This window comes from Curtobacterium sp. MCLR17_051 (assembly GCF_003234395.1).
Classification (GTDB): Bacteria; Actinomycetota; Actinomycetes; order Actinomycetales; family Microbacteriaceae; genus Curtobacterium; species Curtobacterium flaccumfaciens.
In genome coordinates this window covers 1-22,548 of sequence record NZ_QKTA01000011.1, presented here as the reverse complement: position 1 = coordinate 22,548, position 22,548 = coordinate 1, and the positions used below count along the sequence as shown (strand labels likewise).

Genomic DNA, 22,548 nt, shown 5'->3' with positions numbered 1-22,548 from the left:
ACCGGAAGGAATCCGTGACCGCCTCCACTCGCGCACTGGAACTCGTGCAGGCCGCAGCACTCGCGGCCGACGCCAAGCAGGCCGAGGACCTCGTCGCTCTCGACGTGACCGGGCCGTTGCAGCTCACGGACGTGTTCCTGCTCGCAACCGGTCGGAACGAGCGCAACGTGCAGTCCATCGCCGATGCCGTCGAGGAACGCCTCCTCGAGCTCGGTGCCAAGACGCTCCGCCGCGAAGGCCGTACCGAGGGCCGCTGGGTCCTCATCGACTTCGGTGAGATCATCGTGCACGTCTTCCACGACGAAGACCGCCAGTACTACTCGCTCGAGCGTCTCTGGGCCGACTGCCCGACGATCCCGCTCGAGCTCCCGGTGGACCACACCGCCTGATCAGCGACGCGCCCGGGTGACGGCTTCGATTTCGTTGCCCGGCGTTCGCATGGTGTACGCTTCTATGGTGCCTCCGGGGAACCGGTTGGTACGAAAGCAGCACGATCTGGGTCTGTGGCGCAGCTGGTAGCGCACCTGCATGGCATGCAGGGGGTCAGGGGTTCGAGTCCCCTCAGATCCACCCTCAACCCCGTCGTTCATCGGAACGGCGGGGTTTTTCGTGCGCCCGGCGGGACTCGGTGGCCCGATACGCTGAGCGCATGAGCAACGACGCGCCGCTGTCCGGGTCCCCGCTGACGATCGCCTCCGCCGGGTACACGGCCGACATCGCCACCGTCGGAGCGACACTGCGGACCCTGCGGCACGAGGGCCGAGACCTGGTCGTCCCGTTCGACGCCGACGAGGTCCGCCCGGTCTTCCGCGGTGCCGTCCTGGCCCCGTGGCCGAACCGGATCGTCGACGGCGAGTACTCCTTCGGCGGCGTCGACCACGAGCTGGCCCTCACCGAGCCCGCACGGCACCACGCCCTGCACGGACTCGTCGCGTGGACGGACTTCCGCGTGCAGGAGCAGGCGGACGACCACGTGGTGCTCGCCACGACCGTCCAGGCGCAGCAGGGCTACCCGTACCGCGTCGAGGTCACCGTGGAGTACCGGCTCGACGCCGAGGGGCTGCACACGACGATCACCGGGACGAACACCGGGGCCGAGGACGCACCGTGGGGGACCGGCCCGCACCCGTACCTCGTCGCGGGTGCCGGCACCGTCGACGACTGGACCCTGACGCTCCCCGCCGCCCAGGTGCTCGAGGTGACGCCGGACCGGCTCATCCCGACCGACCTGGTCCCCGTGCACGACGAGTTCGACCTGCGCACGCCCACGCTGATCGGCGACCGGTTCATCGACCACGCCTTCACCGGCTTCAACCGCGACGCCGCCGGCCTCGCCACCATCGCGGTCACGGCGGCGGACGGTCACGGGGTCCGTGCGACCTTCGGGCCGGAGTGCGGCTGGGCCCAGGTGCACACCGCCGACCACGTCGTCCCCGAGTACCACCGCGCCGGTCTCGCCGTCGAGCCGATGACGTGCGCCCCCGACGCCTTCAACGACGGCGAGGACCGCGGCCTCGTGGTGCTCGTGTCCGGCGCCTCGCACGCCGCCGCATGGACGATCGCCGCGATCTGACCACCGCCGACCCCGGCGTCCGCGTCGAGGTCCGCCGACTCGACCCGGTCCCCGACCTCGCGGCCCTGGCGGCGCAGGTCACGGGGGACCTGGTGTGGCTCGACTCCGGCCTGCCCGACGGCGCCCCCGCCACGGCTCGGCCCCGGGCGCGCTTCTCCGTGCTGGCGTGGACGGACGGGCCGTTCGCCGCCCGGTTCCGGCACCAGGACCGTCGTGCGCACCTGACGGTCGCCGCGCCCGCCGAGGGGTGGTTCGGGCCCGCCCGATCCGAGGAGCGTCCGGCCTTCGCGGTGCTGGCTGACCTGCTCCGACGCACGCCCCGCCTGCCCGAGCCGGTCGTCGGGTGCGGGTTCGCGCTGGGCTGGGTCGGGTTCCTCGGCTACGAGCTCGGCCGCGAGTCCGGCGGCCCGGGCCGCACCGCCGACGGGTACGCCGACGCCGACCTGCGGTTCGTCGACCGCGCCGTCGTCGTCGACCACACCGGTGGCGCCTGGGCGCTCGCGCTCGTCGCCGACGCGGAACCGGCGGCCAGTGCGCGGAACCGCGTGTGGCTCGAGGAGGTGCCCACCCCCACGACGTCGGACGGCGTCGTGGACGCGGCCACGGGCCTCCCGGCCGGGGTGTCCACGGCGACCGGACGCGTCACGCGCGCCGCCTACGAGCGGGCGGTCGACGCGTGCCGCGCGGAGATCCGCGAGGGGAACGCGTTCCAGGTCTGCCTCACCACCGCCTTCGCGGTCGGACTGGAGGCCCGTGGCGGCCCCGGTACGGACCCGCACCTGGGCGAGTACCTGCGGATGCGGGCGGCCGACCCGGTGCCGTTCGGCGCGTTCCTGCGGCTCGGCCCGCTGCGCGTGGCGAGCCGGTCACCGGAGCGGTTCCTGCGGATCGACGCGGCCGGAGCGGTGCTCGCGGAGCCGATCAAGGGCACGCGGCGGCGGCTCGCCGACGCGGTGGCGGACGCGGCTGCGCGGGACGACCTGGCGGCGAGCCCGAAGGACCGCGCCGAGAACGTGATGATCGTCGACCTGCTGCGGAACGACCTGCTGCGGACCGCGGTGCCCGGGTCGGTGCACGTCGAGCGGCTGTGCGCCGTCGAGACGTACGCCAGCGTGCACCAGCTGGTCTCGACGATCGGGGCGGTGCTGCCGCCGGGGACGTCGCGGGCCGACGTGGTGCACGCGGCGTTCCCGCCGGGGTCGATGACCGGGGCGCCGAAGAGCAGTGCCACGGCGATCGCGGACCGGCTCGAGGGGGCGCCGCGCGGGGTGTACTCCGGGGCGATCGGGTACTTCTCGGCGAGCGGGGCAGTCGACCTGTCGGTGGCGATCCGTAGCCTCGTGACCGTGCTCGACGAGTCGGGGGCGGTGCGTTCCCGGACCCTCGGAGCCGGGGGAGCGGTGACCTGGTCGTCGGTGCCCGCGGACGAGGCGGACGAGGTCGAGACCAAGACGCGGTCGGTGCTCGGCGGGGTCGGGGCGGTCGCCAACTGGTGAGCTGATGCCCTGATCCGAACACGTGTTCGACTAGGACTGTCCGCGGATGTCGGACGCGATTGACATCATCGAACACATGTTCGAATATGAGGGCATGCAGACGGCGGCGGCACTCCGGTCGCCCACCCCGGACCGGGGCGGGCGGAGCGGTGCTGCACGCGGCGGCAGCGGTGCGGGCGGTGGCGGTGCGCGCCGTGGGCCGGACCACCTGAGCGATGCCCGGGCCGCGCTCGACCGCATCACGTCCCTGCGGTCCCGGGTGGCCGACATGGAGTCCACCCGGGTCGACACCGCTGGGCTCCCCACGGCCCCGGCGCTCGAACCCCTGCTGCCCGGTGGCGCGATCCGGGTCGGTGGCACCTACGCTGTCCCCGAGTCGGTGCTGCTCGCGATCACCATGCTGCAGGCAGCCTCGGCGGCCGGGGCGTGGTGTGCGGTCGTCGGGGTGCCGTCCTTCGGGATCGAAGCCGCCGCCGCCGCGGGGATCGACCTCGAACGGCTCGTGCTCGTCCCCAATCCGGGCGACCAGTGGCTCGCCGTGACGGCGGCGATGGCCGACGTCGCCCAGATCGTCCTCACCCGACCGCTCGGCCGGGTCGTGCCGGGCGACGTGGCACGGCTGTCGGCCCGCCTGCGACAGCGCGGTGGAGCACTCGTCGCGCTCGGCTCCTGGCCCGGGGCGGACGTCACGCTGCGGGTCACGTCCTCGACGTGGAGCGGCATCGGTCAGGGCCACGGCCACCTGACGGAGCGCCGGGCCACCGTGACCGCGACCGGGCGTGCCGGCGCGGTGCGTCCGGCGACCGCCGAGCTGCTCCTGCCCGCGGCCGACGGTGCGGTCCGGGCCGCCACACCGGTGCCGATGGTGGGCTCCGGGGACACCCGCGTGCTGCGGCCCGTGGCGGTGGCGTCGTGATCGCCTCCGGGCGCGTCCGGACCGACGCGATCACGCGGGGAGCGGCACTGCCCGAACCACCCCCGACCCGGACGATCGTGCTCTGGTGCCCGGACTGGCCGGTCATCGCGGCGGCTCGGGCCGGTGGCACCCCGCCGGAGCAGCCCCTCGCCCTGACCGCGAAGGGACTCGTGTTCGCGAGCTCCGCGTCCGCGCGTGAGCAGGGTGTCGTGCGGGGGCTCCGCGTGCGTGAGGCGCAGGCGCGGTGCCCCGAGCTCCTCGTGCAGCCCTACGACGACGCCCTCGACCACCGCGCCTTCGAGCCCGTCATCCGTGCGGTCGAGGCGGCTGTCCCGGGGGTCGAGGTGCTGCGGCCGGGCACCCTCGCGCTCCGTGCCCGCGGGCCGGCCCGGTACTACGGCGGTGAGCGCGCGGCGGCGGCGACCCTCGCCGGCATCGCGGCCGACCACGGCGCCCCCGCGGTGCGGGCCGGGGTGGCCGACACCCCGTTCGCGGCGGACCAGGCCGCCCGCGCCCGTCCGGTGCGTCCCGGCGAACGGGTGCGCCTCGTGCCCGTCGGCGGATCGGCGGACTTCCTCGCGCACCTGCCGCTCGGTGTGCTCGGCGACCCCGACCTCACGACGGTGCTCGACCGGCTCGGCATCACCACGCTCGGCGACTTCGCGGCACTCGGCGACGAACAGGTGCGGGACCGCTTCGGCGTGGCCGGGGCGTTCCTGCACCGGTTGGCCGGGGGCCGCGACCCCCGCGAGATCGCGGCGCGGGAGATCCCGCCGGAACTCCGGGTCGAGGCGTCGTTCGAACCCCCGCTGGACCGTGCCGACCAGATCGCGTTCGCGTTCCGGCGTTCCGCCGACGACTTCGCCGAGCGACTCCGGGCCGCGGGGCTCGTGGCGACGACCATCCGCGTGGGGATCGTCGACGAGCGCGACATCCTGCTCGAACGGACCTGGGCGCACCCGCGCTGGTTCGACGCCGCCGACGTGGTCGACCGGGTGCGGTGGCAGCTCGCCGGCGGGGTGGACCCCAGCGGGCTCGAGGCGCCGGTCACCTCGGTCGTGCTCGAGCCGGTCGCCGTCGACGACATGGCGAACCACGAGCGCGGGCTGTGGGGCTCCGGCCCGGACGAGCGCGTGCACCACGGCCTCGCCCGGATCCAGGGCATGGTCGGCCACGACGGTGTGGTGAGTCCGCGCATCGGTGGGGGCCGCACCCTGTCCGAGCGCGTGGTGCTCGTGCCGTGGGGCGACGCACCCGCCGGCGGTGAGCGAGCCCTGGCGACCGTCCGCGACCGACCGTGGCCCGGCAAGCTGCCCGGCCCGCCCCCCGCCACCGTGCTCGAGCGCCCCCGACCGGTCGACGTCGTCGCCGTCGGCGGTGCGAGCGTCGACGTCGACGAGCGCGGCGTGCTGTCCGGCGCACCCGACCGGTTCCGCGCCGAGGGCGACCGGGGCGGCGGGTTCTCCGCCGTGACGGCCTGGGCGGGGCCGTGGCCGCTCGTCGTCCGGTGGTGGGAGTCCGGCGGCCGACGCCTGCACCGGCTGCAGCTCGTCGATGCCGAGGGGCGTGCCTGGTACCTGGTGCTGGCGGACCACCGCTGGTGGGCCGAGGCGATCGCGACGTGACCCCGACCACCACCACCGACAGGAGCGTGACCTGATGGGCTACAGCAACCCACCCATCCCGTGGTCGCAGTTCGAGCGCGCGCTGTCCGACAAGCGGAGCCCGGGCACGGCCCACGACGGCGACGGCGGCGACAGCCCGGCGTGGTCGCGGAAGCGCGAGCCGTACGTCCCGTCGCCGCTGGACACCGACGGCAGGCCCGTCGTGCCGTACGCCGAACTGCACGCACATTCGGCCTTCAGCTTCCTCGACGGCGCCAGTCAGCCCGAGCACCTGTTCGAAGAAGCCGCTCGGCTCCGACTGCACGCCCTCGCGCTCACCGACCACGACGGCTTCTACGGGGCTGCCCGGATGGCCGAGGTCGCCGAGTCGTACCCGCAGGTCGGCACCGTCTTCGGCACCGAGCTGTCCCTGGGGCTGACCGAGCCGCAGAACGGTGTGCCCGACCCCGAGGGCTCGCACCTGCTCCTGCTCGCCGACGGCCAGGACGGCTACCACCGGCTCGCCGGCGCGGTGACGAGCGCACACCTGGCAGCCGGGTCCGAGAAGGGCAGCCCGCAGTACGACCTCGACGACCTCGCCGCGCGGGCCGACGGGCACTGGCGGGTCCTCACCGGCTGCCGGAAGGGCTCCGTGCGGCAGGCCCTCGAGCAGGGTGGCGAGTCCGCCGCCGAGACGGCGCTCCGGGTGCTGCTCGACCGGTTCGGCAGCCGCAACGTCGTCGTGGAGCTGCTCGACCACGGCGACCCGCTCGACAGCGCCCGCAACGACGCCCTGGCCACCCTCGCCGCGAAGCACGCGCTGCCCCTGGTCGCCACCGGCAACGTGCACTACGCCACCCCCGACCGGTTCCCGGTGGCGACCGCGCTCGCGGCGGTGCGCGCCCGCCGCAGCCTCGACGAGATCGACGGCTGGTTGCCGGCCGCCGACACCGCCCACCTGCGCTCCGGCGCCGAGATGGCCAGACGGTTCGGGCGCTACCCCGGTGCGATCGAGCGGACCGTGGAGCTCGCCGACGAGCTCGGGTTCCGGCTGAAGACCGTGCAGCCCGGGCTGCCCGACCTCGACGTCCCGGACGGGCACACCGCGATGTCGTGGCTCCGCGAGCTCACGTGGACGGGTGCCCGGCGGTTCTACCCCGGCAGCGCCGACGGCGTCGACCCCCGCAAGCGGGAGCGCATCGAGCGTGAGCTGTCCGTGATCGAGGAGAAGAACTTCCCGGGGTACTTCCTGATCGTGCGCGACATGGTGCAGTACGCCCGCGGTCGGGGCATCCTCTGCCAGGGGCGGGGCTCGGCGGCGAACTCGGCGGTCTGCTACCTGCTCGAGATCACCGCGGTGGACTCGATCCGGTACGGGTTGCCGTTCGAGCGGTTCCTGTCGGCGATGCGCGACGAGGAACCCGACATCGACGTCGACTTCGACTCGGACCGCCGCGAAGAGGTGATCCAGTACGTGTACGCCAAGTACGGCCGGCACAACGCCGCCCAGGTCGCGAACGTCATCACCTACCGGCCCAAGGGCGCGGTGCGCGACATGGCGAAGGCGCTCGGCCACAGCCCCGGGCAGCAGGACGCCTGGTCGAAGCAGGTCGAGCGGTGGGGGTCGGTGACCGAGAGCCAGGACCACGACATCCCGCCCGCGGTCGTCGGGCTCGCGAGCGACGTCCTCGGGTTCCCGCGGCACCTCGGCATCCACTCCGGCGGCATGGTGCTGACCGACCGTCCGGTGGGCGAGGTCGTGCCGATCGAGCACGCCCGGATGGACGGCCGCACCGTGTTGCAGTGGGACAAGGACGACTGCGCCTACATGGGGCTCGTGAAGTTCGACATGCTCGGGCTCGGCATGCTCGCGGCCCTGCAGTACTCGTTCGACCTGGCGGCAGAGCACTGTGGGGAGCGCTGGGAGATGCACTCCATCCCGAAGGAGGAACAGGGGGTCTACGACCAGCTCTGCCGCGCGGACACGATCGGGGTGTTCCAGGTGGAGTCCCGCGCGCAGATGGGCACCCTGCCCCGACTGCTCCCGCGGCGGTTCTACGACCTGGTGATCGAGGTCGCACTCGTCCGCCCCGGGCCCATCCAGGGCGGCGCGGTGCACCCGTACATCCGCCGGCGCACGGGCGAGGAACCGATCACCTACATGCACCCGGCGCTCGAACCCGTGCTCGAACGCACCCTCGGGGTCCCGCTGTTCCAGGAACAGCTCATGCAGATGGCGATCGCGGTCGGCAACTGCTCCGGTGACGACGCCGACCTGCTGCGACGGGCGATGGGGTCGAAGCGCGGGCACGAGAAGATCGACCGGCTGCGCGACAAGCTCTACACGGGGATGGCGGACAACGGCATCCACGGGGCCGATGCCGACGCGATCTACGCGAAGATCCAGGCGTTCGCGAACTTCGGCTTCGCGGAGAGCCACTCGATCAGCTTCGCCCTCATCGTCTACGCGAGTGCGTGGATGCGGCTGCACTACCCGGGGGCGTTCCTGGCGGCACTGCTCCGGGCGCAGCCGATGGGGTTCTACTCACCGCAGACCCTGGTCGCCGACGCCCGGCGGCACGGCGTCCGCGTACTGCGACCGGACATCCTGCGGTCCGGGGTCGACGCCACGCTCGAACCGCTGCCGGACGGGGACGCCCCTGCCGGTGACGACGCGTGCCTGGCCACCGAGCAGCCACCGGTGCTGCCCTTCGACAAGGCGCTCCCCGACGACACCGCGAGCCACCGACGCGACGGTGCCTTCGCCGTGCGGCTCGGGCTCGCCGAGGTCGCGTCGCTCAGCCGGAAGAGCGCCGAGAAGATCGTCGCGGAGCGGGACGCGAACGGCCCCTTCCGCGACATGTCGGACCTGGCCCGCCGGGTCGGGCTCACCACGCCGCAGCTCGAGGCCCTCGCCGCCGCCGACGCCTTCGCCCCGTTCGACATCGACCGCCGCGGTGCGATGTGGTCGGCTGCCCAGGCGGCCGCCGAGCGTCCGGACCAGTTGCCGGACACGCAGGTGTTCGTGCAGCCGCCGCTGTTCGGGCAGATGACGAGCGGGGACGTGCTCATCGCCGACATGTGGTCGACGGGCATGACGACCGACGACCACCCCGTCCGGCACGTGCGCGACCGGCTCGCGGCCCGCCGGGTGCTCAGCGTGCAGGACACCGCGACCGCCGAGACCGGACGACGGGTCGAGGTCGGCGGGATCGTGACGCACCGGCAGCGTCCGGCGACGGCCTCCGGCATCACGTTCCTGAACGTCGAGGACGAGACCGGGCTGGTCAACGTCATCTGCAGCGTCGGGGTCTGGGGGCGCTTCCGCCGGGTGGCGCGGGAGTCCCCGGCGGTGATCGTCCGGGGCATCCTCGAGCGCTCGCCCGACGGGGTGGTCAACCTGGTGGCGGACCGCATCGAGCACCTGTCGCTGTCCGTCCGCACCCGCTCGCGGGACTTCCAGTGAGTGGTCTGCTCAGGCGAGCCGTCGTGCTCAGCGCACCTCGGGCAGGCGGATCGTGACCTCGAGCCCACCGGCGGGCACGTTGCGGAGCGACGCCGTGCCTCCCGCCCGTTCCGCCACCGCACGCACGATCGCGAGTCCCAGCCCGGAGCCGCCGGGCAGGGCGCCGGCACCGGTCGACGGGTCCGGGTTCGGGCGGGACGTCCGGGCCTCGTCCGGACGGGTGAATCGGTCGAACGCCACCGGGATGAAGGACTCGGGCACGCCGGGGCCGTCGTCGGTGATCTGCAGCACGCCCTCGCCGCCGGTGCTCCGCCAGGACACGAAGATGCCGCCGCCGCGGGGGAGTGCGGCCACGGCGTTGCCCGCGATGTTCGTGACGAGCTGGGCCATCCCGCCGGTGTCGATCCGGTACCGCGGTTCGACGGTGCCGCCGCCGATGCCCGGGCCGGAACCGCCGACGGCGACGGGCGGCTCGAGGTCGAAGTCGACGGTGACGTCCTTCGCCGACGCGATGAGCCGGACGCGGTCGACCGCGGCCATCACCTCGTCGCCGAGGTCCGACCACGCGGTCTCGGGGCGCCGGTCGCCGTCCTGTTCACGGCGCTCCGACTCCTCGATCCGCGACAGGGCGAGCAGGTCGTTCGCCAGCCGTGACAACCGCGCGACGCTGTGCTTGGCGCGTTCGATGTGGGCGGCGAGGGCGGCGGCGTCGTTGCCGTCGAGCGAGGCGAGGTCGAGCTGGGTCGTCAGGATGGCCAGGGGCGTCCGGAGCTCGTGGCTGGCGTCCGACACCATCTGGCGTTCGCGCTCGGTCGCCTGCCGGGTCCGGGCGAGGAAGGCGTTGAGCGTGGTCGCCAGGGACGCCAGCTCGTCCTGGGCGGGGCCCACCGGCAGTTCGGCACGCTCCGGGGCCACGGAGAGCCGTTCGGCCTCGCGGCGCATCCGGTTCACCGGGCGCAGCGCGGTGGTCGCGAGCACCCAGGACGCAACGCCGAAGGCGAGCAGGATGGCCAGACCGGTCAGCGACAGCGTCGTCGTGAGGTCGTCGACGACGATGGCCTCGGCCTGCGAGTTGCGGGCGGCGACGACGGTCCAGCGGCCGGCCTCGTTGACGGGGTGCTCCACCACGACGCGGTACTCCGAGCCGGATGCCGTGATGATCGAGGTGCCAGCGGGGGTGGACCGCAGACTGCCGAGCGCCTGCTCGACACGATCGGGCATCGTCGACAGCACGATCTCGCCGGACGGGGACACGACGGCGACGAGCTGCGCGTTGCCCGGCGGCGAGAGGTCGGGGTCGCTGTCGACCTCGAGCGTGGCGACGTACGGGTCGGCATCGGCGTCGAGCAGGGTGCGGGTCGCACTCGCGACGACGCTCACCACCTGGAACCGCATCACCAGGACGAGCAGCAGGATGACGATCGCGGCGATCGCCGTCGACCCGATCGTGATCCGGGCACGCAGCGACAGCAGACGCAGCGGCCGGATCGGACCACCGCGTCGGCGGTCCGATCGTGGGGCGTCGTCGGCCCCGCTCACGCCCCGAGCAGATCCAGGCGGTACCCGCGACCGCGGACCGTGGCGATGGCGACGGTGGCCTCGTGCGCGGTGAGCTTCTTGCGGAGGTACGAGATGTACTGCTCGACCACGTTCGGGTCGACGTGCTGCGAACCGTCCCAGACCTCTTCGAGGATCTTCGGGCGGTCGACGACACTGCCGGCGGACCGGGCGAGCAGTCGGAGCAGGGCGAACTCGGTGGGGCTCACGGCGACGCGCTGGCCCTTGATCGAGATGCGGCGGGCCTCGGAGTCGATCGACACGTCCCCGACCTCGATCGTGCGGGGTGCCCCGGCGGACTCACGACGGCCGAGCGCACGCAGCCGAGCGGTGAGCTCGGCGAAGGCGAAGGGCTTGGTGAGGTAGTCGTCCGCGCCCGCGTCGAGCCCGAACACGCGGTCGTCGACGGCGTCGCGCGCGGTCACGAGCAGGATCCGCACGGGGTCCTCGCGCTCACGGATCCGCCGGGCGAGCTCGAAGCCGGACATGCCGGGCATCATCACGTCCACGACCGCCAGGTCGAACGCCTGCTCGCCGAGGGCGATGAGCGCCTCGACACCGTTCTCGACGGCCGTGACCCGGTACCCCTCGGCCGCGAGTCCGCGTTCCATCAGGGCACGCATCTCGTCGTCGTCCTCGACCACCAACAGCCGCATAGTGGACCTCCTCGGACCCATCGTGGCATCGAACCGGCGCGGAGGGCCGTTCTCCGGGTCCGACTCGCTGAATCTCGTCACAGGTCAAAGCAGAACGGTCTGTCCCACGTTCTAGGGACGTGAGCGCCGCTTGCTTCGTTGCTAGGCTCCGGCAGCGGACAGCGCGACCCGATGCGCCGCCCGCACTGGGGGATCATGAACGACTCGATCGACCACCCGGCCATCGTGCGCCTGCGCGCCGAACTGGACGCCGCGTGGAAGGGCATCGGCGCGCTCGCGCAGCTGGAGGACGCTCCGCGCGACCGCGTGGTCGCGGAACTGCGGACGGCGGTACCGGACGTGGCGAGCCGTGCTGCACGCGAGGTCGGCACCGAGGCCGTCGTCGCGGAGATCAGCCGGTACGCCGACGCCGGCATCCCGGGTGCGACCGCGACCGACGTCGTGCCGACCGCGGTGATCTGGTCGGACGTCGTGCGCACGGCGTCAGAAGCGGCCTGCGCAGCGCGCTGACGCGGACTGACTAGTCGTCCTCGCCGAGCAGCTCGCCACGCACCCGTCGGATGTCCTCGAGCAGCGCACCGATGAGCACCCAGTGCCGGGAGTTCGGCCGGACCACCTCGAGCGGCGCGGTGAGCGCCGGCTCCGATGCCTCCGCCCACGGCCCGACGTCCGGCCCGGAGGCAGCGGTGTCCGCTCGGCCGACCCCGTCCACCGGGTCGAGCCGTGTCGACTCGACCCGCGCACTGAGGGCCCGGACGTCCGCACCGATCCGTGCCACCTCGGTCGCGATGCCGTGCACCACCGGGTCGTCGCGCAGGTCCGGTGCGGTGTTGTCGCGGATCGCCCGGGTCATCCCGGTGACCCGGGTCACCAGGACGCGCAGGTGGTCGGTGGTCACCACGTCGCGGTCGAGGATCGTCCGGTGCCGGCCACTGCGCGGGTTCATCGTCAGGGACTCACGCGCCGACCCCAGGGACGCCTCGGCCTTGGCATGCTGCTGCCGCAGTGCGCGGGCCGCGACGAGCGCCTCGTCCCAGCGCTCGCGGTCCCACCCCTCGGTCAGGCCGATCGCGATCCGCTCGAACGCCACCGCGGTGTCGCGGGCGAGCCGGGCGACGGCGAGGTGCGCCGGTTCGAGCAGCACGGGCGGCACGATGAGCGCGTTCACGACCAGGGCGACGATCGCACCGATCACGGTCTCGAGGATCCGGTCGGCGGAGTAGTTCGGCGTCACGACCCCGGCGGTGAGCACGAGCATCCCGCTGATCCCCACCTGGGTGGCCGAGGTCGGGGTGAGCCGGAGCGCCCATGCGATGAGGATCGCGAGCACGATGACGAGCAGCACGACGAACACGCCGTCGCCGAGCAGCAGGTGGAACCCGGTGGCCAGCACGACGCCGATCACCACGCCCGCGCTCCGCTCGAGCCCCTTCACGAACGACTGGTTGATGCTCGGCTGCACCACGAGCAGTGCAGCGATCGCCGCGAAGGTGGGGAACGGCCCCTGGATGACCAGGCGGCAGAGGAGCACGGCGGCGACCACCGCGACGGCGGTCTTCACGACCTGCAGGAACGGCGTGCGACTGGAGCTGCGGAGACGCGCGACCGGGTTCACACCGACCACGGTAGCCACCGGCCGCGCGCCGAGCCGTGCACGAACGCGACGAAACCCGCGCGACACGGTTGACTGATGTCGTGTGGCCCAACCATGAGCGCGTCATCCCGCAGGCCTTCGCCGGCTCCGGGACCTCCGTGGTGGCCGCGCGGGCGCACTCCGTCGAGCCCTCGGGCAACGGCTACCTGTACGGCTACGAGGTCGACACGGTGGACCGCAACGGCCAGCGCGCCACGGTCCTGACCTACGTCGACACCGGCGGCACCCACGACCAGAACAGCGCGATCGTCACCGACCCGGCGACGGGCGACCCGGTGTCGGTGTGGGCGTACCCCAACGACCCCGGCCTGCCGGTGCTGCCGCAGGTCACCTACCGCGACGCCGTCGCCGAGCTGCTGACCACGCTCGGCATGCCCGTCACCGACCCGGTGCTCACCGTGGCGGCATACCGGCCCGGCAAGCGCGCGGTCGTCCGCGTGGACGCCCCCGAGCGCACACTGTTCCTGAAGATCGTCCGCCCGCACCGGGTCGCGCCGATCGTGCAGTCGCACGAGCAGTTCGTCGCGGCCGGTCTGCCGGTGCCGCGTGTGCTGTCCAGCCGTGGCGACGGCCTGCTCGTGCTCGAGCGCATCCGCGGCGTGCCCGCCGGCAGTCGCATCCTCGACATCGCCGACGACCCCCGTTTCGTGGCGTCGCTCGCCGCGCTGAGCGGTCGGGTCGCCACCGTCCCGATGACCCAGCAGGCCCGCGCCGACGCGATGGACCACGCCGACTGGCACCGTCGCACGCTCATCGCGGCTCTTCCGCGCGACGCCGAGGAGATCGACCGCCTGTACGACGCCATCGGCCGCCGCTCCATCGGCTGGTCGAGCTCGACCAAGCAGGTCGTGCACGGCGACCTGCACCTGGAGCAGGTCTTCGTCGACGAGGACGAGCCGTGGCGCATCTCCGGCCTGCTCGACATCGACACCGCGGGCTGGGGCTTCCCGGTCCGCGACGTCGGTGCCGTTGTTGCCCACCTCGTGGTCACCGGGCTCTGGCACCGGTCCCGAGGCGACGCCGAGCGCGGCGCCGCCGCCGAGCGCCTCGCCGACGCGATCGCCCGCGACTGGGTCGCGCGCAACCCGCGCGAGGCCGACCGCATCGGACCGGCCATCGGCGCCCAGCTGCTCGCCCACGCCGGCGGCCAGGCGACCACCGGTTCCGCCAACGGGATCCAGACCGCCCAGCAGCTCCTCGCCGCGACGCAGGCCGCCCTGGCGGACGCGGCCCCGAGCCTCCCGACCGGTGGTTCGACCCGCCCGCGGTCCGCACCGCAGGTCTGAGACGCGACGCCGCTGTCGCGAAAGCGACAGTTCTGCGCGGAGCATCCGCGGCGTCCTGTCGCTTTCGCGGGGTCACCGGGGCAGGGAACCGGAGACGTGTCGCTTCGGTGGGGTGAACACGACCGGAGGACGGACTGGAGGCCCGGGTCGGGCCCGCCACGGGCCTCCCGTCCGCCGTCGCGACGCGCGCGGGCAACGCGCCGGTCGCCTCCGTCGGTGGTCCGGGAGTAAACTGAGCGCGCACGCACCGCGTTCCCGCGTGCCGCGTCGATTCCGGACGCAGCCGTCGATCACTTGATCGACGCGGGGACCGGGCCGTGACCGCCCCGAGGGGGCATCACGTGCGTGTGACGACGCCGGATCCCGGCGCGGACCGTCCGAACCTGCTCCCGGCAGGTGCTCGTGTGGAACGGCTCGCGGGAGTCCACCGGACGTCCCGATGCGGGGACCGGCGATGCGGTGGGCCACGGTGGCCCGCAGCTGAACCGGAGCCGCGCCAGGCGCCGGTGCAGGACTTCCCGCCCCACGGGCGGATCGCCCCGACGTGTGGGCGGAACAGGAGGAGCGTTGGCTCGATCAGGCACCCGGCGTGCTGCCGGCGGGACGCGGACCGCGTCACGCCGCACCAGGCCGCTGGACAACGACGGCGTCATCCCCGTCCTCGCCCGCGCTGTGCGCGAGGTCGAGGCCGCGGCGCAGCGCGGACCGCTCAAGGCATCGAACCGGACGAAGTTCCAGGCCGTCGCCCTGCTCATGCGCGAAGAGCGCGCGCGGGTGAAGGCCGACACGGAGCTCACCGACGCGCAGCGCGCCGAGCAGCTCAAGCGGCTCGACGGCGTGGCCACGATCCTCGCGAAGACGGCGGCGCGCGACACCAGCGTCATCCAGCTCCTCGCCGAAGAGGTGCAGGTGTCCGAGGCGACGCGTGCGGTCAAGCGCGACATGATGATCGCCGGCGGCATGGAACTGCAGCCGGAGGACCTCGTCATCGCGTCCGAGCCGGCCGCGGTGGTCGAGACCCCGGTGCGGGCCGTCGTGCCGCAGGCGGTCGTGCAGCGCCAGCTGGCGAACCCCTTCATGCCGCCGGACTTCGCCCTCGCCGACCAGCCCGTCGCGCACCCGCGTCGCCTGGCGAACTGGGAGCTGTTCGGGCCGCTGTTCAAGTCGTTCGAGTACGGCGCGGGCGGGGGAGCGGCGACGATGCCGCTGCCGGAGCCCACGACGCTGCACTCGCGCTCGGGCACCACGCTCATGAAGCACCAGGCGGAACTCGTCGCCGCCGCGTCGCAGGGGCACCGCACGTTCCTGCTCGCCGACGAGCCCGGCCTCGGCAAGACCGCACAGTCGCTGCTCGCCGCCGATGCCGCGAACGCGTTCCCGCTGCTCGTCGTCGTGCCGAACGTCGTCAAGACGAACTGGGCGCGTGAAGCCGAGCGCTGGGTGCCGAACCACCGCGCCACGGTGATCCACGGGGACGGCAACGACCTCGACGGGTTCGCCGACATCGTCATCGTGAACTACGAGATCCTCGACCGGCACGCCGGGTGGCTCGGCAACTTCGGGTTCAAGGGGATGGTCGTCGACGAGGCGCACTTCATCAAGAACAGGGACTCGCAGCGCGCCCGGTTCGTGCTGCAGATCGCCGAGCGCATCCGGCAGCGCACCGCCGCACCGCTGCTCATGGCGCTGACCGGTACGCCGCTGATCAACTCGGTCGAGGACTTCCGCACCATCTGGGAGTACCTCGGCTGGATCGACGACAAGAAGCCGCGCGCGAAGCTCATGAACGAGCTCGAGGAGATCGGCCTGACGCCGGCCGACCCCGGGTTCTTCGTCGAGGCCCGCCGTGCCGTCATCGACCAGGGCATCGTCCGACGCCGCAAGGTCGACGTCGCCGCGGACATCCCGGCACGCCGGATCGCCGACATCCCCGTCGAGCTCGACGGTGACGAGGGTCGCTCCATCCGCGACGCCGAGCGCGAGCTCACCGCGAAGCTCGTCCGCCGCTACCACCAGGCGCTCGACGCCCGCACCGGGCAGGACCCGGTCGTCGGCATCGACCACAAGCTGGTCCGCCAGGTCGCGCGCTGGGAGCTCGAGGACCAGGACGCCTCGTCGACCGGCGAGAACGTGTTCTCGATGGTCCGCCGCATCGGCCGGGCCAAGGCCCAGCTCGCGGCCGACTACGCGGCACAGCTCGCCTCGAACGTCGGCAAGGTCGTGTTCTTCGCGAAGCACCTCGACGTGATGGACCAGGCGGAAGAGGTGTTCGCCCGTCGCGGGCTGCGCACCGCCACGATCCGCGGCGACCAGACGCCAACGCAGCGCACGGCCGAGATCGACTCGTTCGTGAACGACCCCGACGTCGCCGTCATCGTCTGCTCGCTGACCGCGGCCGGTGTCGGTCTGAACCTGCAGGTGTCGTCGAACGTCGTGCTCGCCGAGCTGTCGTGGACGAGCGCCGAGCAGACCCAGGCGATCGACCGCGTGCACCGCATCGGGCAGGAAGAGCCCGTCACCGCGTGGCGCATCATCGCCGCGCAGACGATCGACACCAAGATCGCCGAGCTCATCGACTCGAAGGCGTCCCTGGCCGCCCGCGCGCTCGACGGTTCGGACGAAGAGGTTGCCGACTCCGGTGACATCCAGCTCGACGCGATGGCCGCGCTGCTGACCGAGGCGCTCGGCGGCTAGCGCCGGCGCGCCCGGCGCTGACAGCAAAACACCGGTGTTCGCACTCTGAACCGCGTCATGCGCGTGTTCGGAGCGTGAACACCGGTGTCTTGCGAGGAGGACCTGCTCAGATGCGGGACTGCACCTCGGCCAGGGACGGGTTGGTCGCAGTCGAGCCGTCGGGGAACACCAGCGTCGGCACGGTCTGGTTGCCGCCGTTGACCTCGGCGACGAGCTCGGCGGTGCCCGGGGTCTGCTCGATGTCGACCTCGGTGAAGGGCACCCCGGCCTTCGACATCTGGTTCTTCAGCCGGGCGCAGTAGCCGCACCACGTGGTGGTGAACATCGTGACGCCGCCGGCTTCGGGCGTGAACTGCTCGCGGGTGATCGTGTCGCTCATCCCTGCAGGCTAACCCCGGGTGCGGGGAAACCTCGCAGCGCCTGGTAGACAAGAGCGTGTGAGCCACACGCACCTCGAGATCGAGCGCACCTACGACCTGCCCGAGGGCGGTGCCCTCCCCGACCTCGTCGGCGCGGGCGGCATCCTCCGCACCGAGCACCAGGAGCCGTTCGAACTGGACGCGACCTACTGGGACACCGAGCGGTACGACCTGGTGGCCGCGCGGGTGACCGTCCGCCGTCGCACGGGCGGCCCCGACGCCGGCTGGCACATCAAGCGCTCGGAGTCGGACACGGTCCGCCACGAGCAGCAGTTCCCCCTGACCGACGACGCCGACACGGTGCCCGACGAGGTCCTCGCCGCGCTCTTCACGGAGCGTCGTGGCCGCGGGCTGCGTCCCGTCGTCCGGATCACCACCACCCGCACCGTCACCCGACTGCTCGACGAGGACGGCGACCAGATCGCCGAGCTCGCCGACGACCAGGTCACCGCCCAGCGCCTCGACGACGACGCTCCGGAGACCCCGCGCACCTGGCGCGAGGTCGAGGTCGAGACCGTCGACGGCGTCGACCCGCAGATCGCCCACGAGCTGTTCGCGGCCCTCGACGGGCGCTTCGCGGCCGTCGGTGCCGGCCCCGCCGCCGTCGCGTCCAAGCTGGCACGCGGGCTGGCAGGAGCACCGGCACCGCGCCTCCAGACCGAGGAGAAGCCGGCCAAGGGCACGACCGCACGCATCCTGGCGAAGCGGGTGCGCAAGCTGCGCGTCGCGCTGCTCGGCCAGGAGGCCCGGCTCCGCTCCGGCGACACGGCCGACCTCCGGCAGGCGGCCGACACCACCCTCGAGATCGCCGCGATCCTGGGCGCCTACCGCCCGGCGTTCCCCGACGGCGAGGCCGTCGACCGCGCCGCCGAGGCGGCGGACGGCCTCGCGGGCGTCACCGCGCGTGCGGCGCTCGCCGAGTACCTGATCGACCGGCTGCCGCGGGCGTCGTCGCCGGCGCAGGACGACCTGGTCGATGCGATGACCCGCGAGCGCATCCTCGCCTCGACCCGGGAACGTCGCGACCAGGCGGTGCGGGACGTCGTCGCGTTCCTGCACGGCGAGCCGTTCCTCGAGCTGCTCGACGCCCTCGACGACGCCGCCGAGCGCCCGGCCCCGACGGCGTGGTCGCTCCGCGCACCGAAGCAGGTCGCGCAGGACGTCGGCGCCGACGTGAAGCCGCGTGTGCGCGAACTCGTCCGGGCCGCCGTCGCCGACGACACCTCGGACACCGCTGCCGAGCGCGAGGCCGCCGACCGGACCACCACCGAGGCCGCGTGGCAGGAGACGATGCGCGCCCGGATGGCGATGGACGTGCTCGGCGACGACGCGTTCCCGCATGCGCTGTGGAAGCGGATCGGCACCGCGGCCGACGTGCTGACCGAACGGGTGCGGTCCCTGCACGCCCTCGACATCCTGCGGGCGAACGCGGCGATCGCCGAGCGTGGGGGCGAGGGCACCTTCGGGTACGGGGTGCTCGCCGGGGACCGGGTGCGCCTGGCCGAGGAGTCCTACGACGAGGCGGTGCACGCGCTCAACCGCGTGTGAGCGAGGTGCGCGCTGCGTGCGCTGCGTGCGCTTTGTTCGCTTGGTGAGCAGAAGAGGTCGGGTCCCGCGTTCGGACCCGACCTCTTCTGCTCACGAAGTGCGAGGCGTTGCTCAGCCCGCGGCGATCGGGTTGGCGGTGGCCGCGGCGGGCGTCTCGTCGGCGAGCCCGAGCACGTCGAGCAGCCAGGCGAGTTCGAACGCCCGCTCCTTCCACGACGCGTAGCGACCGCTGACACCACCGTGGCCGGCGGACATCTCGGTCTTCAGCAGCACCGGCGCGCCGACCTCGCGGAGCTTCGCGGTCCACTTCGCGGGCTCGACGTACAGCACGCGGGTGTCGTTGATCGAGGTCACGGCGAGGATCTGCGGGTACTGCACGTCGTCGCGGACGTTCTCGTACGGGGTGTACTCGCTCATGTAGCGGTAGACCTCGGCGTCGTGCAGCGGGTCGCCCCACTCGTCCCACTCGATGACGGTGAGGGGCAGGTCCGGGTCGAGGATGCTCGTCAGCGCGTCGACGAACGGCACGGCGGCCAGGATGCCGGCGAACCGCTCGGGTGCGAGGTTGGCGACCGCACCCATCAGGAGCCCGCCCGCGCTGCCACCCTCGGCCAAGAGGCGGTCGGCGCTCGTCCGGCCGGACTCGATCAGGTGCTCGGCGACCGCGACGAAGTCGGTGAACGTGTTCTTCTTCGTCAGGGTCTTGCCGTTCTCGTACCAGTGCCGGCCGAGCTCACCGCCACCACGGACGTGCGCGACGGCGAAGACGACACCGCGGTCGAGCATCGACAGGCGCATGACGCTGAAGCCGGGGTCGATCGAGTGCTCGTACGAGCCGTAGCCGTAGAGGTGCAGCGGTGCCGGGGTGCCGTCCTCGACGGCGTCACGACGCCAGACGAGCGAGATCGGCACGCGGGTGCCGTCCGACGCGGTCGCCCAGTCGCGCTCCTGCACGTAGTCGGCCGGGTCGTAGCCGCCGAGCACGGGCTGGCGCTTCAGGACGGTGACCTCGCCGGTGGCCAGGTCGAGGTCGCTGACCTCGGAGGGGGTGACGAACGACGTGTACCCGATGCGGAGCGTCGGCTGCTCCCACTCCGGGTTGCCGCCGAGCCCCGCCGAGAACAGTGCTTCGTCGAAGGGGACCTCGTGCGCGTCGCCGTAGCCGTCGCCCTCGATCGGGATGATCGCGACGCGGGGGAGCGCCTCGGACCGGTACTCCAGGGCGAGGTGTCCGGCGAAGGCGTCGACCGACTCGATGCGGCGCTCGGTGTGGTGCGCCACGACGACGCGGCGGTCACGCTCGGACGTCGGGTCGTCGGCGGGGACGTCGACGAGCTCGAAGTTCTCGGCGCCGTCGTTGTGCAGCACCAGGAACCGGTCGCTGCCGCCCACGATGGCGTGCTCGATCTCGTACTCGACGCCCTCGCGCCGGGGCCAGACGACCTGGAACTCACCGGTGGGGTCCGCAGCGTCGAGGACGTGCGCCTCGGACGTGATCTTCGAGCCGAGCTCGATGACGATGTACTGCGACGAACGGGTGACACCGACACCGACCCAGTAGCGGTCGTCGGGCTCTTCGAACACCAGGACGTCCTCGGACGCCGCGGTGCCGACCGTGTGGCGCCAGATCTTGTCCGGACGCCACGACTCGTCGACCGTGGGGTAGAACACGTAGCGGCCGGCCGGGTCGAACGTGGCGCCGGCGCCCGTGTTCGGGATGGCGTCGCCGAGGTCGGTCCCCGAGGCCAGGTCGCGCACGTGCAGGGTGTACCGCTCGTCGCCCTCGACGTCGATGCCGTACACCAGGCGGGTGCCGTCGTCGCTGATGTCGTACGTGCCGAGGGAGAAGAACTCGTGGCCGTCGGCCAGCGCGTTGCCGTCGAGGACCACCTGCTCGCCGGGGAGCGTCGACTCGCCCTCGACGACGGCGGGCGGCGTCCAGTCGTCGGGGCCGGCGACGGGCACGCGGCAGTGCACGCCGTACTGGCTGCCCTCGGCGGTGCGGGTGAAGTACCACCAGTCGCCCATACGGACCGGCACGGAGAGGTCGGTCTCCTGCACGCGGCTCTTCACCTCGGCGAAGATGCGGTCCCGCAGCGGCGCGAGGTGCGCGGTCGCGGCGTCGGTGTGGGCGTTCTCGGCTTCGAGGTACGCCAGTGTGTCGGGGGATTCCTTGTCCCGCAGCCACTCGTAGTCGTCGACGAAGTCGATGCCGTGGTGGGTCCGTGTCACGGGCCGCTTGGCGGCGCTGGGCGGGGTGGATGCGGTGTGCTCGTTGCTCACCGTCCCACCCTATTCGCCCGCACCCCCGGTCAGGCCGCCGTGCGCTCGCGCCCGCCCACCGCCGCCTGCACCCGCTGCTCGAACGCCTCGAGCTCGTCGACCACGGCCGGTGCGACCCACGCCCGGTCTCGGACACGATCGGTGACCGGACGGAGCACTCCCGCCAGCACCAGGTCGTGGGTGACGCGCTCGACCTCGTCGGTGGTGAGCAGGGTGTCCAGGTGCGCTTCGGTCAGGACGGGGTCGTCGGCGAGCGCACGGCCGACGACGGCGTGCGGGCCCGAGGCGCAGGGGCCGACGGACCGATCGGCGTCGTGCTCGGCGAGCAGCAGGGCGCTCAGGGTCGCCTCATCACAGACCGTCCCGATCGCGAGGGCCAGGTCGACCACGAACCCGGTGACCTCGCCGTCGCGGTACTGCTCGAGGTGCCGGAAGTACCGCCGCCGATCCGCCGCGAGCGCGGTGGCCACCGGTGCCGTGACCGTGGTCGTCACCCCGCGACGCCGGAGCACGGCACCGATCAGCGCGCGACCGATCCGACCGTTGCCGTCGGTGAACGGGTGGATCGACTCGAACTGCGCGTGGGCGATCGCGGCCTGGGCGATCGGGTGCAGGTCCACACGGTGCACGAACGCGAACAGGTCGGCCATCAGCGGTGCAACGAACTCGGGCGGTGGTGGCACGTACACGGCGTCGCGGGGCGTGGCGCCGCCGCCGATCCAGTTCTGCACGTCGCGGTACCGGCCGGCGTACCGTCCGTCCACCGGGTCGTCGCGCATCAGCAGGCGGTGTGCCTCGAGGAAGGAGGCCTCGGTGACGGTGCCCGAGTCCGCTCCGGACACCAGGTGCTCGACGGCGCCACCGGCCCGGACGACCGCGGTGGCCCCCGTGTTCGCGCGGATGCCGACGAGTGCCCGCGCCAGGTCGTCGATCGTCGCGGACTCGTCCTCGATCCGCGACGACGCGACGGCTTCGGTCCGGCCGAGCACGGACCCGAGCGGCGCGAGCCGGGAGCCGTGGTGGACGTCGAGGGCGCGCAGGGCCGTGGCGCTCCGGTCGAGCAGCGCGACGGTGTCGTCGTCGGGCGTCCACCGAGCCCTCGCGATGGACGGGGGCAGCGACACCCGTACGGTGGTCACCAGCCGGTCGTCACGGCACCCGCGGACGGCGCTGCGCCACGGTCGCTCGCTGCGTTCGTGCGTGGGCCAGGTGTCGCTCCGGTGTGCCATCCCGCGACGGTAGAGCCACCCGGACGCTCGACGCCAGGAATCGGTATTTCGCCCGCTCGCCGCCTGCGGCAGGAACACCACGGGGGTGTCGAACAGCGCGCCACGCGAACCGGTGTTGGTCAGCGTGAACGTGCCGCCAGCCAGCTCGTCGGGCTTGAGCTGGTTGT

16 protein-coding genes and 1 tRNA gene are annotated in these 22,548 nt (G+C 72.9%); 11 read left to right on the top strand and 6 right to left on the bottom strand.

The window, feature by feature from the left end; all coding sequences use genetic code 11:
* Positions 1-14: 14 nt before the first annotated feature.
* From rsfS to DEJ06_RS10540, 7 genes are all read left to right on the top strand, one after another.
* The gene (rsfS, locus tag DEJ06_RS10570; RefSeq protein ID WP_027464721.1) at positions 15-389 is read left to right on the top strand and encodes a ribosome silencing factor; all 375 of its coding nucleotides are present in this window, start codon (positions 15-17) and stop codon (positions 387-389) included.
* Positions 390-497: 108 nt separating this feature from the next.
* Positions 498-570: transfer RNA gene (locus tag DEJ06_RS10565), tRNA-Ala, on the top strand.
* A gap of 79 nt (positions 571-649) precedes the next feature.
* Complete coding sequence (locus DEJ06_RS10560) at positions 650-1,573, top strand: aldose 1-epimerase family protein (protein WP_111039255.1); 924 nt, start codon at positions 650-652, stop codon at positions 1,571-1,573.
* Positions 1,552-3,069: an anthranilate synthase component I family protein gene (locus DEJ06_RS10555; protein WP_111039254.1), complete on the top strand. Its 1,518-nt coding sequence runs from the start codon at positions 1,552-1,554 to the stop codon at positions 3,067-3,069. The genes DEJ06_RS10560 and DEJ06_RS10555 overlap by 22 nt, the downstream gene beginning before the upstream one ends.
* Before the next feature lie 46 nt (positions 3,070-3,115).
* Positions 3,116-3,985, top strand: coding sequence for a hypothetical protein (locus DEJ06_RS10550; RefSeq protein WP_258372594.1), 870 nt, complete (start codon positions 3,116-3,118; stop codon positions 3,983-3,985).
* Entirely contained in the window at positions 3,982-5,610 is a 1,629-nt protein-coding gene (locus DEJ06_RS10545) for a DNA polymerase Y family protein (RefSeq protein WP_084741164.1), read from the top strand. The genes DEJ06_RS10550 and DEJ06_RS10545 overlap by 4 nt, the downstream gene beginning before the upstream one ends.
* 34 nt (positions 5,611-5,644) lie before the next feature.
* Positions 5,645-9,055 carry an error-prone DNA polymerase gene (locus tag DEJ06_RS10540; RefSeq protein WP_111039253.1) on the top strand — a complete coding sequence of 1,137 codons (3,411 nt, stop codon included), beginning with the start codon at positions 5,645-5,647 and terminating at the stop codon, positions 9,053-9,055.
* Between the two features lie 27 nt (positions 9,056-9,082).
* Here the strand turns inward: DEJ06_RS10540 and DEJ06_RS10535 are convergent, their stop codons facing one another.
* Both DEJ06_RS10535 and DEJ06_RS10530 read right to left on the bottom strand, forming a co-directional pair.
* A complete protein-coding gene (locus tag DEJ06_RS10535; protein WP_111030518.1) occupies positions 9,083-10,594 on the bottom strand; it encodes a cell wall metabolism sensor histidine kinase WalK in 1,512 nt (503 codons plus the stop codon).
* Positions 10,591-11,268, bottom strand: coding sequence for a response regulator transcription factor (locus tag DEJ06_RS10530; protein WP_017885962.1), 678 nt, complete (start codon positions 11,266-11,268; stop codon positions 10,591-10,593). The genes DEJ06_RS10535 and DEJ06_RS10530 overlap by 4 nt, the downstream gene beginning before the upstream one ends.
* A 195-nt stretch (positions 11,269-11,463) precedes the next feature.
* On the opposite strand from DEJ06_RS10530, the gene DEJ06_RS10525 reads away from it, so the two are divergent.
* On the top strand, positions 11,464-11,778 hold the full coding sequence (locus DEJ06_RS10525; protein WP_110864838.1) for a hypothetical protein: 315 nt from the start codon (positions 11,464-11,466) through the stop codon (positions 11,776-11,778).
* Positions 11,779-11,788: 10 nt separating this feature from the next.
* Here the strand turns inward: DEJ06_RS10525 and DEJ06_RS10520 are convergent, their stop codons facing one another.
* Positions 11,789-12,883 (bottom strand): aromatic acid exporter family protein, encoded by a 1,095-nt coding sequence (locus DEJ06_RS10520; protein WP_111039309.1) that lies wholly within the window; start codon positions 12,881-12,883, stop codon positions 11,789-11,791.
* Between the two features lie 80 nt (positions 12,884-12,963).
* Here DEJ06_RS10520 and DEJ06_RS10515 point away from each other — a divergent pair, with 80 nt between their 5' ends.
* The gene (locus DEJ06_RS10515; RefSeq protein ID WP_071405569.1) at positions 12,964-14,208 is read left to right on the top strand and encodes a phosphotransferase enzyme family protein; all 1,245 of its coding nucleotides are present in this window, start codon (positions 12,964-12,966) and stop codon (positions 14,206-14,208) included.
* Between the two features lie 567 nt (positions 14,209-14,775).
* Positions 14,776-16,902, top strand: a complete 2,127-nt coding sequence (locus DEJ06_RS10510; protein ID WP_181436793.1) for a DEAD/DEAH box helicase — start codon at positions 14,776-14,778, stop codon at positions 16,900-16,902.
* A gap of 106 nt (positions 16,903-17,008) precedes the next feature.
* On the opposite strand, the gene DEJ06_RS10505 is transcribed toward DEJ06_RS10510, so the two are convergent.
* Positions 17,009-17,281, bottom strand: a complete 273-nt coding sequence (locus DEJ06_RS10505; RefSeq protein WP_071405571.1) for a mycoredoxin — start codon at positions 17,279-17,281, stop codon at positions 17,009-17,011.
* Between the two features lie 58 nt (positions 17,282-17,339).
* On the opposite strand from DEJ06_RS10505, the gene DEJ06_RS10500 reads away from it, so the two are divergent.
* Positions 17,340-18,869, top strand: coding sequence for a CYTH domain-containing protein (locus DEJ06_RS10500; RefSeq protein ID WP_071405572.1), 1,530 nt, complete (start codon positions 17,340-17,342; stop codon positions 18,867-18,869).
* Between the two features lie 111 nt (positions 18,870-18,980).
* Here DEJ06_RS10500 and DEJ06_RS10495 read toward each other — a convergent pair whose 3' ends face one another.
* Complete coding sequence (locus tag DEJ06_RS10495; protein ID WP_111039250.1) at positions 18,981-21,152, bottom strand: S9 family peptidase; 2,172 nt, start codon at positions 21,150-21,152, stop codon at positions 18,981-18,983.
* A gap of 29 nt (positions 21,153-21,181) precedes the next feature.
* On the bottom strand, positions 21,182-22,548 hold a 1,367-nt coding region (locus DEJ06_RS10490), incomplete at its 5' end, for a Fic family protein (protein WP_111039249.1).